At 31.6% G+C, this 17,627-nt stretch carries 16 protein-coding genes and 2 rRNA genes; 15 read left to right on the forward strand and 3 right to left on the reverse strand.

Annotation, left to right across the window (positions count from 1 at the left end; all coding sequences use genetic code 11):
• The first annotated feature begins 34 nt into the window (after nt 1-34).
• From ACULEV_RS04185 to priA, 3 genes are all read left to right on the forward strand, one after another.
• Nucleotides 35-2,906, forward strand: a 23S ribosomal RNA gene (locus tag ACULEV_RS04185).
• A gap of 163 nt (nt 2,907-3,069) precedes the next feature.
• Nucleotides 3,070-3,179: ribosomal RNA gene (gene rrf / locus ACULEV_RS04190) — 5S ribosomal RNA — on the forward strand.
• 265 nt (nt 3,180-3,444) lie between these two features.
• The gene (gene priA / locus ACULEV_RS04195; protein WP_445457416.1) at nt 3,445-5,895 is read left to right on the forward strand and encodes a replication restart helicase PriA; all 2,451 of its coding nucleotides are present in this window, start codon (nt 3,445-3,447) and stop codon (nt 5,893-5,895) included.
• Here priA and ACULEV_RS04200 read toward each other — a convergent pair.
• Entirely contained in the window at nt 5,892-6,587 is a 696-nt protein-coding gene (locus tag ACULEV_RS04200; RefSeq protein WP_445457417.1) for a LytR/AlgR family response regulator transcription factor, read from the reverse strand. The two genes, priA and ACULEV_RS04200, sit on opposite strands and share 4 nt — an antisense overlap.
• Nucleotides 6,588-6,736: 149 nt before the next feature.
• Between ACULEV_RS04200 and rpsF the strand changes: the two genes are divergently transcribed.
• The 6 genes from rpsF to ACULEV_RS04230 all read left to right on the forward strand — a co-directional run bounded on the left by rpsF (nt 6,737) and on the right by ACULEV_RS04230 (nt 11,124).
• Nucleotides 6,737-7,078 carry a 30S ribosomal protein S6 gene (gene rpsF, locus ACULEV_RS04205; RefSeq protein WP_445457418.1) on the forward strand — a complete coding sequence of 114 codons (342 nt, stop codon included), beginning with the start codon at nt 6,737-6,739 and terminating at the stop codon, nt 7,076-7,078.
• Between the two features lie 2 nt (nt 7,079-7,080).
• Nucleotides 7,081-7,377 carry a 30S ribosomal protein S18 gene (gene rpsR / locus ACULEV_RS04210; protein WP_045971798.1) on the forward strand — a complete coding sequence of 99 codons (297 nt, stop codon included), beginning with the start codon at nt 7,081-7,083 and terminating at the stop codon, nt 7,375-7,377.
• Nucleotides 7,378-7,444: 67 nt separating this feature from the next.
• Nucleotides 7,445-7,888: a 50S ribosomal protein L9 gene (gene rplI, locus ACULEV_RS04215; protein ID WP_445457419.1), complete on the forward strand. Its 444-nt coding sequence runs from the start codon at nt 7,445-7,447 to the stop codon at nt 7,886-7,888.
• Between the two features lie 63 nt (nt 7,889-7,951).
• Nucleotides 7,952-8,425: a DUF6495 family protein gene (locus ACULEV_RS04220; protein WP_445457420.1), complete on the forward strand. Its 474-nt coding sequence runs from the start codon at nt 7,952-7,954 to the stop codon at nt 8,423-8,425.
• A gap of 7 nt (nt 8,426-8,432) precedes the next feature.
• Entirely contained in the window at nt 8,433-10,433 is a 2,001-nt protein-coding gene (gene ligA, locus ACULEV_RS04225; RefSeq protein ID WP_445457421.1) for an NAD-dependent DNA ligase LigA, read from the forward strand.
• On the forward strand, nt 10,426-11,124 hold the full coding sequence (locus ACULEV_RS04230) for a lysoplasmalogenase family protein (protein WP_445457422.1): 699 nt from the start codon (nt 10,426-10,428) through the stop codon (nt 11,122-11,124). The genes ligA and ACULEV_RS04230 overlap by 8 nt, the downstream gene beginning before the upstream one ends.
• 2 nt (nt 11,125-11,126) lie before the next feature.
• On the opposite strand, the gene ACULEV_RS04235 is transcribed toward ACULEV_RS04230, so the two are convergent.
• The gene (locus ACULEV_RS04235) at nt 11,127-12,044 is read right to left on the reverse strand and encodes a bifunctional metallophosphatase/5'-nucleotidase (protein ID WP_445457423.1); all 918 of its coding nucleotides are present in this window, start codon (nt 12,042-12,044) and stop codon (nt 11,127-11,129) included.
• Between the two features lie 11 nt (nt 12,045-12,055).
• A complete protein-coding gene (locus ACULEV_RS04240) occupies nt 12,056-12,838 on the reverse strand; it encodes a 5'-nucleotidase C-terminal domain-containing protein (protein WP_445457424.1) in 783 nt (260 codons plus the stop codon).
• 49 nt (nt 12,839-12,887) lie between these two features.
• Between ACULEV_RS04240 and ACULEV_RS04245 the strand changes: the two genes are divergently transcribed.
• The 6 genes from ACULEV_RS04245 (at nt 12,888) to porD (ending at nt 17,615) form a co-directional block, all read left to right on the forward strand.
• Entirely contained in the window at nt 12,888-13,406 is a 519-nt protein-coding gene (locus tag ACULEV_RS04245; RefSeq protein ID WP_445457425.1) for a DUF6913 domain-containing protein, read from the forward strand.
• A 1-nt stretch (nt 13,407) separates the two neighbouring features.
• Nucleotides 13,408-14,286 (forward strand): 4-hydroxy-tetrahydrodipicolinate synthase, encoded by an 879-nt coding sequence (gene dapA, locus ACULEV_RS04250; RefSeq protein ID WP_445457426.1) that lies wholly within the window; start codon nt 13,408-13,410, stop codon nt 14,284-14,286.
• A 95-nt stretch (nt 14,287-14,381) separates the two neighbouring features.
• Nucleotides 14,382-15,188: an outer membrane protein assembly factor BamD gene (locus ACULEV_RS04255; RefSeq protein WP_445457427.1), complete on the forward strand. Its 807-nt coding sequence runs from the start codon at nt 14,382-14,384 to the stop codon at nt 15,186-15,188.
• Between the two features lie 8 nt (nt 15,189-15,196).
• The gene (locus ACULEV_RS04260) at nt 15,197-15,511 is read left to right on the forward strand and encodes a DNA-directed RNA polymerase subunit omega (protein ID WP_140959839.1); all 315 of its coding nucleotides are present in this window, start codon (nt 15,197-15,199) and stop codon (nt 15,509-15,511) included.
• A gap of 9 nt (nt 15,512-15,520) precedes the next feature.
• On the forward strand, nt 15,521-16,732 hold the full coding sequence (gene coaBC / locus ACULEV_RS04265; RefSeq protein WP_445457428.1) for a bifunctional phosphopantothenoylcysteine decarboxylase/phosphopantothenate--cysteine ligase CoaBC: 1,212 nt from the start codon (nt 15,521-15,523) through the stop codon (nt 16,730-16,732).
• Nucleotides 16,722-17,615, forward strand: coding sequence for a type IX secretion system protein PorD (gene porD, locus ACULEV_RS04270; protein ID WP_445457429.1), 894 nt, complete (start codon nt 16,722-16,724; stop codon nt 17,613-17,615). Before coaBC ends, porD begins: the two co-directional genes overlap by 11 nt.
• The last annotated feature ends 12 nt before the right edge of the window (nt 17,616-17,627 follow it).

Here is a 17,627-nt window from a genome sequence, read left to right on the forward strand (position 1 = left end):
CAGTCTACGCAAGTGGATTGTTTATAAAAAAGTACAATAAGCAAAATAAGGGCGTATGGGGAATGCCTAGGCTCTCAGAGGCGATGAAGGACGTGATAAGCTGCGAAAAGCTACGGGGATTGGCACACACGAATTGATCCGTAGATATCCGAATGGGGCAACCCACTATGTTGAAGACATAGTACCCGATAGGGGGCAAACCCGCTGAACTGAAACATCTAAGTAGGCGGAGGAGAAGAAAACAAAAGTGATTCCGTAAGTAGTGGCGAGCGAACGCGGATTAGCCCAAACCAAAGTTGTTACGGCAATTTTGGGGTTGTAGGACTGCGATATTCTATGCGGATAGAATTAGAATAACCTGGAAAGGTTAACCAAAGAGGGTGATAGTCCCGTATAGGTAATAGAAGATATAGATAGCAGTATCCTGAGTAGCGCGGGGCACGTGAAACCCTGTGTGAATCTGGCGGGACCATCCGCTAAGGCTAAATACTCCTGAGAGACCGATAGTGAACCAGTACCGTGAGGGAAAGGTGAAAAGAACCGTGAATAACGGAGTGAAATAGATCCTGAAACCATACGCTTACAAGCGGTCGGAGCCCTTTCGTGGGGTGACGGCGTGCCTTTTGCATAATGAGCCTACGAGTTACCGTTGCTGGCAAGGATAAGTACTTCAGGTATGGATCCGTAGCGAAAGCGAGTCTGAATAGGGCGCTATAGTCAGTAATGGTAGACGCGAAACCGTGTGATCTACCCATGGGCAGGATGAAGCTTTGTTAACCCAAAGTGGAGGTCCGAACCCGTTGACGTTGAAAAGTCTTGGGATGACCTGTGGGTAGGGGTGAAAGGCCAATCAAACTCGGAAATAGCTCGTACTCCCCGAAATGCATTTAGGTGCAGCGCTGAATTAGTTATATAGAGGTAGAGCTACTGATTGGATGCGGGGGTTTCACCACCTACCAATTCCTGACAAACTCCGAATGCTATATAATGATGCTCAGCAGTGAGGGCATGGGTGCTAAGGTCCATGTCCGAGAGGGAAAGAACCCAGACCATCAGCTAAGGTCCCCAAATGTATACTAAGTTGAAAAAACGCGGTTTGTCTGCATAGACAGCTAGGATGTTGGCTTGGAAGCAGCCATTCATTTAAAGAGTGCGTAACAGCTCACTAGTCGAGCGGACGAGCATGGATAATAATCGGGCATAAGTATACTACCGAAGCTATGGACTCTAAGGAGTGGTAGGGGAGCATTCTAAACTGGGTTGAAGGTGATATGTGAGTATTGCTGGACTGTTTAGAAAAGAAAATGTAGGCATAAGTAACGATAATGCGGGCGAGAAACCCGCACACCGAAAAACTAAGGTTTCCTCAGCTATGCTAATCAGCTGAGGGTTAGTCGGGTCCTAAGGCGAATCCGAAAGGAACAGTCGATGGCCAACGGGTTAATATTCCCGTACTACTTATAGTTGTGATGGAATGACGGAGTGATGAAAGCACCGCGAACTGACGGAATAGTTCGTTGAAGTACCTAACTATATTCTCTATAGGCAAATCCGTAGAGAATGGTGAAATACGATAGTACTCGGAGTCTTCGGACAAAGGGATAGTGTGCCTAAGGGCTTCCAAGAAAAGTTTCTAAACTTAGATTATAAGTACCCGTACCGTAAACCGACACAGGTAGTTGAGGAGAGAATCCTAAGGTGCTCGAGAGATTCATGGCTAAGGAATTAGGCAAAATAGACCTGTAACTTCGGGAGAAAGGTCGCCCCGAGCAATCGGGGCCGCAGTGAAAAGGTCCAGGCGACTGTTTATCAAAAACACAGGGCTCTGCAAAATCGTAAGATGAAGTATAGGGCCTGACACCTGCCCGGTGCTGGAAGGTTAAGAGGAGATGTTATCTTCGGAGAAGCATTGAATTGAAGCCCCAGTAAACGGCGGCCGTAACTATAACGGTCCTAAGGTAGCGAAATTCCTTGTCGGGTAAGTTCCGACCTGCACGAATGGTGTAACGATCTGGACACTGTCTCAGCCATGAGCTCGGTGAAATTGTAGTATCGGTGAAGATGCCGATTACCCGCAGTGGGACGAAAAGACCCTGTGCACCTTTACTATAGCTTAATATTGACCTTGGACACGTGATGTGTAGGATAGGTGGGAGACTATGAAGTGGCGTCGCTAGGCGTTGTGGAGTCATTGTTGAAATACCACCCTTTGCTTGTCTGAGGCCTAACCCCGCGATTGTGGGGGACATTGTTTGGTGGGTAGTTTGACTGGGGTGGTCGCCTCCAAAAGAGTAACGGAGGCTTCTAAAGGTTCCCTCAGCACGCTTGGTAACCGTGCGTAGAGTGCAATGGTATAAGGGAGCTTGACTGAGAGACATACAGGTCGATCAGGTACGAAAGTAGAGCATAGTGATCCGGTGGTTCCGCATGGAAGGGCCATCGCTCAAAGGATAAAAGGTACGCCGGGGATAACAGGCTGATCTCCCCCAAGAGCTCATATCGACGGGGGGGTTTGGCACCTCGATGTCGGCTCGTCACATCCTGGGGCTGGAGAAGGTCCCAAGGGTTGGGCTGTTCGCCCATTAAAGTGGCACGCGAGCTGGGTTCAGAACGTCGTGAGACAGTTCGGTCTCTATCTACTGTGGGCGTTAGAAATTTGAGTGGATCTGATTCTAGTACGAGAGGACCGAATTGGACAAACCTCTGGTGTATCTGTTGTTCCGCCAGGAGCACTGCAGAGTAGCTACGTTTGGAAGGGATAAGCGCTGAAAGCATATAAGCGCGAAACCCACCACAAGATGAGATTTCTTTTAAGGGTCCTAGAAGATGACTAGGTTGATAGGCTATAGATGTAAAGGCAGTAATGTCATAGTCGAGTAGTACTAATAACCCGTAAGCTTATGTACGTCATCCCGAGTCGCAAGACTCGGGAAGAAACTTTCTATATTAATTATTTTCTTGTCTCAGTATGTTAAGATATTTGCAACGAAGTTGCAGTCTTAAAGACGAAAGTCCAAAGTTAAAAAGGAAACTTTAGACTTTATGACAATCGACTTTAGACTTAAAACTTAAGGTGATTATTGCGTCGGGGCTCACCTCTTCCCATTCCGAACAGAGAAGTTAAGCCCGACTGCGCAGATGGTACTGCAATCTTGTGGGAGAGTATGTCGTCGCCTTTCTTTTAAAAACCCTCATCATTTAATTGATGAGGGTTTTTTGTTTTAATATTAATGTTGTCTTGCCCTAAATTGGAAGTACAAAAACTATATTATTCTAAAGAGGAAAAGTAATTTTGGAATTAAATAAATGAGAGATAGAATCTTTATTTAAGTTGTTTTTTTGCTCCAGAAAAAACAAGTGTGAATTGTATGATTTAAAGGATTACGTTATAATTAAGATTATTTAGATTGTTTTTACTTATCTTTTTTCATTTATATTTGTATTATGCAGTATTTTATAGATGTTATTTTACCATTAGCTGTTAAAAAAACTTTTACTTATAAAGTTTCAGAAGCTGAATTTGAATATATAATTGATGGGATGAGAATTGCTGTTCCATTTGGTAAAAGTAAAATTTATACCTCATTAGTTGTTAACAAGCATAATATCTCTCCTTTGCTTTATGAGCCAAAAGAGATTGATTGTATTTTAGATGAGGAACCTATTGTTAATTCTATGCAATTAGAGCATTGGAGCTGGATTTCAAGTTATTATATGTGTTCTTTGGGTGAAGTTTTCAGAAGTGCTTTACCTTCTGGTTATATGTTAGAAAGTGAAACTATAATCTCTGAGAAAAAAGATTCTGAAATTGCTGTTTTGGATTTAAAAGATGATGAGTATTTGATTTACGAGGCTTTAAAATTACAATCTTCAATTACAGTAAAAGAGATTATAAAAATAGTAGGAAAAAAGACTGTCTTTCCTTTAATTAACCACTTGTTATCTAAAGGAGTTTTGGTTATACAAGAAGAAATTAAAGAGATTTATAAGCCTAAATTAGTTAGATATATAAAAATACAAGATGAGTTTTTGAATCAGGAAAGACTTCAAGAATTGTTGAGTATTATTTCTAAAGCAAAGAAACAACATCAAATGGTTTTGTCTTTTTTTCAACTTTATGCAGCTGAAAAGAAGCCTATTACAGTTAAACAATTGCTAGAATTTTCTAATTCTACTTCATCTGTTTTGAGAGCTTTGATTGATAAAGGAGTTTTTGAAGAATATTATTTACATGAAGATAGAATAATATTTGAAAAGGATAATGATATTTCTTTTGTTTTAAGTGCTACTCAAGAAAAGGCATTAGATGAAATTAAGAAAAGTAATGAGAAATTCGATGTTACTTTATTACATGGTGTAACAGCTTCAGGTAAAACAGAAGTTTATATAAAGTTAATTGAAGATTATTTGTTAGCTAATAGGCAAGTTTTATTTCTTTTACCAGAAATAGCTTTGACTGCTCAATTGGTTCAGCGTTTGTCTGCTTATTTTGGTAATCAAATTTCAGTTTTTCATTCTAAATATACTAATAATGAACGAATAGAAGTGTGGAATAATGTTTTGCAAAATTCTGAAAAAGCTAAAATTGTTATTGGTGTTAGAAGCGCTTTGTTTTTACCCTTTTCTAATTTAGGATTAATTGTAATAGATGAAGAACATGAGCAAACTTTTAAACAACAAGATCCAACTCCAAGATATCATGCAAGAGATGCTGCTATCGTATTAGCTAAGCTACATAATGCCAAAGTATTGTTAGGTAGTGCTACTCCAAGTTTAGAATCATATTATAATGTTATTACTGGTAAATATGGTTTAGTTGAATTAATGGAGCGTTACGGAAATGTTCTTTTACCAGAAATCAAGTTAGTTGATATTAAGGATAAGTATTTTAGAAAAAAGATGCAAGGTCATTTTTCTGATGAATTACTTGAATCTATGAATGTAGCGTTATCAGTTGGAGAGCAAATAATTTTATTTCAAAACAGAAGAGGTTTTTCGCTATTTGTGGAATGTTTTACATGTGGACACGTTCCTCATTGCCCAAATTGTGATGTAAGTTTAACTTATTATAAGTTTAAAAACCAATTGCGTTGTCATTATTGCAGTTATTCTATGGCAAATCCAACACATTGTCACCAATGTCAATCTACTGAATTGTCAACTAAGGGCTTTGGTACAGAGCAAATTGAAATGGAATTAAAAAATTTGTTTCCTGATAAATCTATTGGTAGAATGGACCAAGATACAACGAGAGGAAAATATGGGTATGAGAAAATTATTGATGCTTTTAAGAATCATGAATATGATATTTTAATAGGAACTCAAATGTTAGCTAAAGGATTACATTTTGATAATGTCACACTTGTAGGGATATTAAATGCAGATAATCTGTTGAATCAGCCACATTTTAGAGCTTATGAAAGAGCTTTTCAAATGATGACACAAGTGGCAGGAAGAGCTGGTAGAAAAGAGAAAAAGGGAACAGTAATTATTCAAACCTATAATCCTTATCATAACACTATTCAACAAGTAGTTTCTAATGATTTTAAAGGGATGTATCGTGAACAAATATACGATAGGCAAAATTTTAAATACCCACCATTTTATAGACTTATAAAGCTTACTTTAAAGCATAGAGATTTTGAGAAATTGAAAGAAGGTTCTTTATGGTTATATAATGTATTGATTCAACAACTGCAAATTCCTGTGCTTGGCCCTGAAGAACCAGTAATTAGTAGAATTAGGAATGAGTATATAAGAAATATAATAATAAAAATTCCTACTAATACCCATTTAGGTAAAACTAAGAAAATTATCGAGAAAGTAATATTTAGTTTTGATGCTATTGCTCAATATAGAGCAATTAAAGTTTCAATAAATGTTGATAATTACTAAATCGCTTCAATTGCTTTACTTATGACATCTTTTTTGTTTCTACTTATAGGTATTTTTTGACCGTCAATTTCTGCAAATTTACTATTGAATTTTTCAACCCTATCTAAATTTACAATGTATGATTTGTGAACCCTTATGAATTTTCCCTGTGGGAGTTCATTTTCAAATGATTTCATCGTTGATAAAACTAAATGGCTTTCTTCATCTGTAACTACTTTTATATAGTCACCATAGGCTTCAATCCATTTAATTTTATGTGTAAAAACTTTTAATTTTTTTAAATTACTTTTAATGATTATTGCTTCTCCTAATTCTTCATGAGATTCATTTCTTAATTGATGGAGTTCAATAGCTTTTTTAACAGCTTTTAGAAAACGATCTTTGGAAATAGGTTTTTGAAGAAAGTCAGTAGCTTCATAATCAAAAGCTTTAACGGCATAATCTGCTTTAGAAGTAATAAAAATGATTTGTGGTTTTATTTTTAAACCATCTAGTAAATCAAAGCCACTAATTAGAGGCATTTCAATATCTAGAAAAATTAAATCAACATTATTGTTATTAAGAGAGTTTTTAGTTTCTAATGCATTAGCAAAATCTCCAACTAAATGTAAATTAGCTGATTCATTAACTAGCTTTGTTATTGTCATTCTTTGTATCGCACTATCATCGACCACTATACAATTCAACTTCATATATCTAAATTTAAAGTTAAAAGTATACTAAAAAAATTAATGGAACAAATAAAAACGTAAATATTATGCAATTAATCGCAAATGTGTTGTTATTTAAAATAAATTTTATACATTTGCACCCAATTTAAACAAAATTAATATTTATTATTATGAATCATTATGAAGCTGTTTTCATCTTGAATCCCGTTTTATCTGAACAACAGATAAAGGAAACAGTAAGCAAATTTGAAGATTTTCTTACTTCTAAAGGGGCTGAGATGGTATCAAAAGAGGATTGGGGCTTAAAAAAATTAGCTTATGAAATCCAACACAAGAAAAGTGGATTTTATCACTTATTTGAATTTAAAGCACCAGGAGAAATTATTGCAGGTTTTGAAACTGAATTTCGTCGTGATGAGAGAATCATGCGTTTTTTAACTGTTTCTTTAGATAAGCATGCAATTTCTTGGGCAGAAAGAAGAAGAGTAAAATTAAAAGCTAAATCAAACTAATCATGTCAACTTTAGAACAATCTGCAAAAGGAAAAAAAGAAGGGGATATCAGATATCTTACTCCTTTAAATATAGAGACTAATAAACAAAAGAAATATTGTCGTTTTAAAAAATCTGGTATTAAATATATCGATTATAAAGATGCAGATTTCTTATTGAAGTTTGTAAATGAGCAAGGTAAAATTTTACCAAGACGTTTAACAGGAACTTCATTAAAGTATCAAAGAAAAGTGTCTGTAGCTGTTAAAAGAGCACGTCACTTAGCTTTAATGCCATACGTAGCTGATTTATTAAAATAATTTATAAATTACAGTTGTTGGTTTTCATTAAAATGAAACCTAACTTCTAAAATAAAAGGACAACAACATGGAACTTATCTTAAAACAAGACGTTCAAAATTTAGGATTTAAAGACGATATCGTAACTGTGAAAAATGGATACGGTCGTAACTATTTAATTCCTCAAGGGTTTGCAGCATTAGCAACTCCATCAGCTAAAAAAGTATTGGCTGAAAACTTAAAACAAAAAGCACACAAAGAGCAAAAATTAGTTGACGATGCAAATAAAATTGCTGAAGCATTAAAAGCTCTTGAAATTAAAATTAGTGCAAAAGCAGGTGGTGATAAATTATTTGGTTCAATCACAAATAATAACATTGCTGAAGCTTTGCAGGCTAATGGACATTCAATCGATAAGAAATTCATTACAAGTGGAATTGTTAAACGTGTAGGTAAATATTCTGCAAGCGTGAGACTTCACAGAAATGTAATTGTTGAATTGCCTTATGAAATTATTGCAGAAAAAGCATAATTTTTGTAAAAAAATATTAGAAAGCCCTTCATAATTGGAGGGCTTTTTTTTTATATTTACGGCATGAAGTATGTTAGACTTACCAAAGAGCAATTAGAAGAACTTCATCCAGAGTTTATTACTTTTTTAGCAACACAATCAATTGATAAAAAGGAATGGGATGATTTAAAAATGAATAAACCAGAAATAGCCGAACAAGAAATAGATGTTTTTTCGGACATGATTTGGGATAGAGCAATTTCTAATGTGAATTTTATAGATCATTTTTCAAAGAATTATATTTTCTTGTTTAAATGTGTTGAAAATGTAGTTTATTCTTATGTTATTAATAGTAATGTTGAAAAGATAAATTTTCTTTCTGCTGAAGGGATTAATTGGTTAAGTGAAAATATTTTTTCAGATGACATAGAAATAAAAAAAGGGAAAAAGGATATTTCAGAAGACAGAAATGGTTCTTTGTTTTCAATTATTAAACAGGGAGGAATTATCAGCAAAGGTGAATTGTTTACTAAATTAGACCATCTTTTAAATCAATAGTTTTTATATGAACGTTTTACAAACTCTACAATCATTAAGGAATGAATTAAATCAGCATAATTATAATTATTATGTGTTAGACAAGCCAACCATTTCAGATTTTGAATTTGATACAAAGCTCAAACAATTACAAGATTTAGAAGAGCAACATCCAGAGTTTTATGATGAAAATTCACCTACAGTTCGTGTAGGAGGCACTATTACTAAAAATTTTGAAACCATTCAGCATGAATATAGAATGTATTCTTTGGAGAATTCCTACTCAAAAGATGATATGTTGGATTGGGAAAAACGTTGTCAAAAAATATTAGGAGATGTTAAGTTGCAATTTACTTGCGAATTAAAATATGATGGAGCATCTATTAGTATTTTATATGAAAACGGAAAATTAAAAAGAGCGGTTACAAGAGGAGATGGTTTTCAAGGAGATGATGTAACAAATAATATTAAGACAATTAAATCTGTTCCTATTCAATTAAAGGGTGATTATCCTGATAAATTTGAAATTAGAGGTGAGATTATTCTTCCGTTTGCAGGCTTTGAAAAAATGAATCAAGATTTAATTGAAATTGGTGAAACTCCTTATTCTAATCCAAGAAATACTGCTTCAGGAAGTTTAAAGTTGCAAGATAGTGCTGAAGTAGCAAAAAGACCATTAGATTGTTTGTTATATACTTTAGTTGGAAATAACTTACCTATTTCAAGTCAGTTTGAAGGTTTGCAAAAAGCAAGAAATTGGGGATTTAAAGTTCCTAATGAATCAAAGTTAGTGAATAGTATAGATGATGTCTTTGAGTTTATAAATTATTGGGACACACACAGACATAATTTGCCTTACGAAACGGATGGTGTAGTGGTTAAAGTAAATCAAGTTCAATTTCAAGAAGAACTTGGATATACTTCAAAATCTCCTCGATGGGCAATGGCTTATAAGTTTAAAGCAGAACAAGTAACAACAACTTTAAATTCTATTTCTTATCAAGTGGGTAGAACAGGTGCTATTACTCCTGTTGCTAATTTAGAACCTGTGCAATTAGCTGGAACAATTGTTAAGAGAGCTTCATTGCATAATGCAGATCAAATTCAAAAATTAGATATTAGAATTGGTGATACTGTTTTTGTTGAAAAAGGAGGAGAAATTATTCCAAAAATTATTGGAGTTAATCTTAACGAAAGAAAATTGGATAGTAATCCTACTCATTATGTTACAAATTGTCCAGAATGTAATACAGAATTAATTAGAATTGAAGGAGAAGCAAACCATTACTGTCCTAATTTTTATGGCTGTCCACCACAAATTATAGGTAGAATTCAGCATTATATCTCTAGAAAAGCAATGGATATTGATGGATTAGGAGGAGAAACTGTCGCTTTGTTATATAATGCAGGATTAGTTTCAAATTATGCTGATTTATACGAATTAAGAAAAGAACAAGTAATTCCTTTAGAACGAATGGCTGAAAAATCGGCTGAAAATCTAATCAATGGAATAGAAAATTCTAAAAAGATCCCTTTTGAAAGTGTTTTATATGCTTTGGGAATACGCTATGTAGGTGAAACTGTTGCGAAGAAATTGGCTAAACATTATAAATCTATAGACGCTTTAGCTTCTGCAACTATAATGGATTTAATTTTAGTGGACGAAATAGGTGATAAAATTGCACAAAGTGTTGTTCAGTTTTTTGAAAATAAAGCGAATATTGAAATTATTGAAAGGCTTAAGAGATATGGAATTCAATTTGAATTAAATGAAATTAATAACTCAACTGTTTCAGATAAATTGAAGGGGAATATTTTTGTTGTTTCTGGTGTTTTCGAAACTTATTCTAGAGACGATTTGAAAAAAGCTATTGAAGATAATGGAGGAAAAGTAGGTAGTTCCATTTCTTCTAAAACTAATTATGTTATTGCAGGTGCAAATATGGGGCCAGCAAAATTAGAAAAGGCAAATCAATTAAAAATTACAATACTTAATGAATATGAATTTAATAAGATGATTGATGCCTAAATTAAATGCTTCGTTACTATTATATAGTATAACAGGAGTTTTATATGTTATATCATCGTGTATGTATAATGAATCTCTGACTTTAATAGTGAAGCCAATAATTATTCCATCAATTGTATTTTATTATTTTACACAAATAAGAAGAAGAACGAGCGATGATTTGTTTGTTTTATCTCTTATTTTGTTTTTTTTAGGTGATATTTTGTATCTAATTAATGTAGAAGATTATTATTATTTTGGTCTTTTTTTGTTTCTTATACCTTATCTAATAATAATTCATTTTATTTACAAAGATTTTAAGTTGCTACTTCAGGTTAGGGAAATTAAAAAAATTGACCTTTCATTAATTATTGTTTTCTTAACAATGATTTATTTGATTTATAGTATGCTAAGCTTGATTGAATACAGTTCAAATAAAGAATTTATATATGTTATAATCTTTAGTTTAGAACTACTTTTAATGTCTGTACTAACAGCTTTAGTGTTTTTATATTCTACTTACAGAAAGAATGTTTATTTAGCCTTTACAGTTCTCTCATTTATTTTATCTGATGTCTTTTTTATGTTGGATAAACAGTTTGAGCTAGTTGTTTTTAAATTAGTTAATACATTGGCACAAACCATTTCATATTATTTTTATGTAATGTATTTTTTAGAAAGAAGTTCTTTAAAAAGAAGATATCTTAAATAATCTTATCCTAAAATAATGTTTCTAGTTGTGTTGTCATATTTTGTATCATTTGATAGGTGAAAATCAATTCTTCCTAAGTTAATACCAAAACAACCGACTTGATTGATTAATACATCTTTACCTTCCAAATTTTTTTCTAATACAGGTTTGTCTAAAAAGGTATGTGTATGTCCACCAATAATTAAATCTATGTCTTTGGTTTGTTGTGCAAGAGTTATATCACACACTCTTTCGGGCTCATTTCTATATTTAAATCCTATGTGAGATAAGCAAATAATTAAATCACATTTTTTATCTTCTTTTAGTATTCTTGATATACTTTGTGCTACTTCAATAGGATTATTATAAACAGTTTCTTTGTATAATTTTTTATCTACTAATCCTTCTAGCTCAACACCTAATCCAAAGATTCCAATTTTAATTCCATCTCTGTTTATGATTTTATAGGGCTTAACAATTCCGTCTAGAATTGTGTTTTTGAAATCATAATTAGCAGAAACAAAATCAAAATTTGCATGATCTAATTGTGCATGAAAACCATCTATGCCATTATCAAAATCATGATTTCCTATAGTAGCTAAATCATATTGCATCATACTCATTAATTTAAATTCTAGCTCGCCACCATAATAATTAAAGTATGGAGTGCCTTGAAAAATATCTCCAGCATCTAAAAGAACAACATTTTTTTCTTCTTTTCTAATTTGGTTAATAATAGTTGCTCTTCTAGCCGCTCCACCCATATTAGGGTTTCTAGGATGATCAGCAGGAAAAGGATCTATATGACTGTGAACGTCATTTGTATGTAGAATGGTAATCTTTTTTGTTTCTATTGTTGAAAAACTACTTAAGGATATTCCTCCTAAAGATAATAAAGCTGAACTTGCAACCGTTTTTTGTAAAAAATCTCTTCTTTCCATAATCTCTAACTTTATTTAATAATAACTCTTTCAGTAGTAATATTTGGTAATGTGTCTATTTTTTTAAAATAATCGATAAATAAATTTCTTAGTTTGTAATCTAAGTCATATTTAATTTTGCTGTCTCTAAAGAAATTCATGTTGTCTCCTCCATTTGCTAGATAATCAGTTGTAGCAACATAGTAAATTTTTGAATTTTCAATAGGTTTACCGTTTACTAAAAGATCAACAATATTTGTTTCATTAGAATCTGTGAAAATAGTAAGTCCAGCTAAAGGATGTGGTTTTTTTTCTTTTAAGAAATAGGAAGCAAGAGTTTTAACTTCATCAGATGTTAATCCAACAATCATTACACTATTTTCAAATGGCATGATTTCAAAAGCTGTTCGAGTAGTGATATTTCCTTCTGGAATAATGGATCTAATTCCACCATGATTTAATAAGCAAAAATCTATTTCTTTATTTTCTCTTTTTTTAAAAATGGGATTACTTAATGCAATTGTAGTTTCAGCAAATAAGTTGCCAATATTAGTTTGCCATTTTCCTGTACTTTTTTCCTGAGTGACTGGGTTGAATGCTAAAACACTATCTAAATCATTATTTATATGTTTTCTATAAGGAGTAATAAAATTTTCAATATTGGAATCACTAGTATACTGCTCATTTATATTAATCCTTTTTCCATCTATTTCATAGACATTATTTTTATGAGTTTTACAAGATATTAGAGCTAGTAATGTTAATAATATAACAAAATAACTAGTATTTACTCTTTTCTTTTTTACATTTACCATCCTTTAAATAGGTTTAAATATTTACTTTTGTCAAACACGTAAAATTACTATGTTTTCTAGAATTATAAAGGACTTTTTCCTAAAAAAAAATATTAATAAAAAGTTAACAAAAATAACTGAAGCTTCAAATGATAAGATAAATACAATAGGAATAATTATAGATTCAACCCGTTTTTTTGATACTGAGAAATTATTAACCGAAATAAAATCTAAAAAAAACGACTTTAAAGAGATTAAGGTATTGTTTTATAATGATAAAGTAGGTCATAAAGATAGTTTGTCACAATTAAGTTTTTCTTTAAAAGATGTGAGTCTATTTGGAAAAATAAAAGTAACAGAAGTTCAAGATTTTATAACTTATCCCTTTGATTTATTAGTTAATTTTTATAATGAAGAAAAACAATCATTATTATATGTGTCGTTATTTTCAAAAGCGAAATTTAAAGTAGGCTTTACTGATGTGGATAGTAATATAGGTAATCATTTACTAATAAAATCAGATGTAAAAAATTATAAAGACTTTGTTTCAGAATTGTTTAAATATTTAAAAATACTTAATAAAATATAGAATGAAAAAATTTGTTGGTACTGGTGTTGCACTAGTTACTCCATTTAAAAAAGATTTCTCTGTTGATGTTGATGGTTTAAAAAGAGTAGTAAATTATGTAATTGAAGGAGGAGTAGAATATTTAGTTGTGCTAGGAACTACAGCTGAAACTGCTACCTTAACTCAGGAAGAGAAAGAGTTAGTAATAGATACTATAATTGAAGCAAATGCAAATAGATTGCCATTAGTGTTAGGTGTAGGCGGAAATAATACAAGAAAGGTTGTTGAAGAATTAAAAACTAGAGATTTTTCAAAATTTGATGCCATTCTTTCGGTTTCTCCTTACTATAATAGACCAACACAAGAAGGTATTTATCAGCATTTTAAGGCAATTGCTGAAGCATCACCTATTCCAGTTATCTTATATAATGTACCAGGAAGAACTGCAAGCAATGTGTTGCCAGCAACAGTTATACGATTAGCAAATGATTTTGAAAATATAATCGCCATAAAAGAAGCAGCAGGAGATATTGTTCAAGCTATGCGATTAATCCAAAATAAACCAGAAGATTTTTTAGTAATATCAGGTGATGATATGATAACTTTACCAATAGTTTTAGCAGGTGGTTCAGGAGTTATTTCTGTTATTGGTCAAGGATTTCCAAAAGAGTTTTCTCAAATGGTTCGATTAGGTGTAGAAGGAAATATAAAAGAAGCTTATCAGTTACATTATCAGTTAGCTGATTCTATAGATATGATTTTTGAACAGGGTAATCCTGCGGGAATAAAAGAAGTATTTAAAATTCTAGGGTTAATAGAAAATATAGTTCGATTACCTTTAGTGAATGTAGATAATAATTTAGCAGAAAGATTGCACAATTTTATATTAAAAAATAGCTAAAAAAGATTTCCATAGTATATAAATAATGTCTAAATTTGCAGTTGCTTTTTTAGATGCCTAAAAGTATGAATTTAAAAGAGTAAAAAAACAAATCAATGAATAAAATTATTAGTGTTCTCCTTATTATAATTTCACTTTCATCGTGTAGTGAATATCAAAAAGCTTTAAAAAGTGAAGATTTAGCATTTAAAAATAAAGTAGCTAATGAAATGTATGATAAAGGGAAGTATGCAAAAGCAATAAGAGTTTATGAACAAATCGTTCCTGCTTATAGAGGAAAGCCTAATGCAGAAAGATTGTTTTATATGTTTTCTAAATCATATTATAATACAAAACAATATTATTTAGCAGGTTATCAATTTGAAAGTTTTGCTTCAAATTATCCTAAGAGTGAAAAAAGAGAAGAGGCTGCTTTTTTATCGGCTGAATGTTTTTACAGATTGTCTCCTAGATATAGTTTAGATCAAACCGATACTGAAAAGGCCTTAACTAAATTGCAAAGTTTTATAGATACTTATCCAGATTCTGAATATTTGCCGAAAGCAAATGAATATGTGAAAGAGCTAAGAGAGAAGTTAGAGAAAAAAGCATTTGAAATTGCTAAGCAATATTACACTATTTCAGATCATAGATTAGAATATAATGCAGCATTAACGGCGTTAGATAATTTTATTTCAGATTATCCTGGAACACCATTTAAAGAAGAAGCTTTATTCTTAAAGTTTAGTACTGCTTATAAACTAGCAATGAATAGTGTTCAATATAAAAAAGAAGATCGTTTAAATTTTGCAAAAACAACTTATAATAGTTTTACAAAATTTAAGCCAGATTCAGAGTTTAAAAGCAAAGCTGACCAAATGTTAGCTACAATTGATAAAGAATTACAACAATTTTCTAAATAAATTAAATCATGGATTTAAAAAAGACGACTGCTCCAGTAAATACAATTACCTATAATAAAAGTGTAATTGAAGAGCCAACAGGTAATATATATGAGGCCATTACAATTATGGCTAAAAGAGCTGGTCAAATTAATTCTGAAATTAAAAAGGAATTAATTGAAAAATTAGAAGAGTTTGCAACTTATAATGACAGCTTAGAAGAAATCTTCGAAAATAAAGAACAAATTGAGGTTTCAAAATTTTATGAAAAATTACCTAAACCACATGCTTTAGCAGTACAAGAATGGTTAGAGGAAAAAATTTATCATAGAGAAGCAAAATAATACATGAATATGTCTGTATTAAGTGGTAAAAAAATCTTACTAGGTGTTTCTGGTGGAATTGCCGCTTATAAAACAGCGCATTTAGTTAGACTTTTTATAAAAGCAGGTGCTCAAGTACAAGTAGTAATGACACCTGCTTCTAAAGATTTTGTTACTCCTTTAACACTATCTACACTTTCAAAAAATCCTGTTTATTCTTCTTTCTTCGACGAAAATCAAGAAAACGGTGTTTGGAATAATCATGTAGAATTAGCTCTTTGGGCTGATTATATGATTATTGCTCCAGCAACTGCCAATACGCTTTCCAAAATGGCCAATGGCAACTGCGATAATTTATTAATTGCTACATATCTATCCTCTAAATGCCCAGTTTATTTTGCACCAGCAATGGATTTAGATATGTATAAACATCCTTCTACATTAGATAGTTTTCACAAATTGAAACAATTTGGTAATACTATAATTCCTGCTGAAAGTGGAGAATTAGCAAGTGGACTTTCTGGTGAAGGTAGAATGGCTGAACCAGAAAATATTATCGATTATATAGAAAAAGATATAACTTCTAAATTGCCATTAGTAGGAAAGAAAATCTTAATTACCGCTGGACCAACTTATGAAGCTATTGATCCTGTACGTTTTATAGGGAATCATTCTTCAGGTAAAATGGGATTTGACATTGCTAAAAAAGCCGCACAGAGTGGAGCACAAGTTGTTTTAGTTACTGGACCAACTCATCTTAATGTTAATCATTCTTTAATTACTTTAGTTCGTGTAAAATCAGCTCAAGATATGTATGAAGCCTGTTTTTCTTACTTCGAGAATGTTGATGTAGCTATTGCAGCTGCAGCTGTTGCTGATTATAGACCAAAAAATGTAGCACAACAGAAAATAAAGAAAGATGATACTACGTTTATAATTGAACTAGAAAAAACGAAAGATATTTTAGCTTCTTTAGGAAAAGTGAAGAAAAATCAGTTCTTGATAGGTTTTGCATTAGAAACAGAGAATGAAATTGAACATGCAAAATTGAAAATTCAGAAAAAAAACTTAGATTTGATAGTTTTAAATTCATTAAATGATAAAGGTGCTGGTTTTGGTCATGATACTAATAAAGTAACTTTTATAGATAGGAACTTTAGTATTGAATCTATGGATTTAAAAAGTAAAGAAGAAGTAGCTCAAGATATTATTAATAAAATTATTCAACATTATGATGCGTAACTGGTTAACTATATTTATTATCGTATTTTCATTTCAAATGAATAGTGCGCAAGAGTTAAATGCAACAGTATCAGTTAATGCTGATAGAATGACGGATGTTAACCCACAAATATTTAAAAATTTAGAAAAGCAAATTACTGAATTCTTAAATAACACAAAATGGACAAATAGAGAATACAAATTAAACGAAAAAATAGCATGTAATTTTTTTATTAATGTATCTGAATTTAATTCCAATAATATAGTTGCTACTCTACAAATTCAATCTTCAAGAATTGTTTTTAATTCTACTTATAGTTCACCTATTTTAAATTTAAATGATAAAGATTTTGCTTTTCGATTTATCGAATTTGAGCAGTTAATATATGATCAAAACACTTTTAATTCTAATCTAATTTCCGTTTTAGCTTTTTATGCTAATATTATTATAGGAATTGATATGGATACTTATAGCGATTTAGGAGGAACAAAATATTTAGAGATTGCGTCAAACATAATGAATATTTCTCAATCTAGTGGTTATAAAGGATGGTCACAATCGGAAGGAAATAACAATAATCGTTATTTTTTAATTTCTGATTTATTATCAAATACTTATGCTCCTTATAGAAAATCATTAAATCAATATCATTTAAATGGTTTAGATTTAATGGCTGATGATCTTAAGAAAGGGAAAGAAGGTGTTTCAAGTTCAATAGAAACACTTGCTCAAATTCAAAAATCAAGACCAAATGCATTATTGACAAGAACTTTTTTTGACGCGAAGACCGATGAAATAGTTCAAATCTTTTCGGGTGGACCACAAACAAATAATGCAAATTTATTAGAAAACTTAAATAGAATTTCTCCCTTAAATTCTATGAAGTGGAATAAAATAAGATAATTTCTTAAACTT

The sequence above is a fragment of the Flavobacterium sp. HNIBRBA15423 genome (assembly GCF_052655965.1).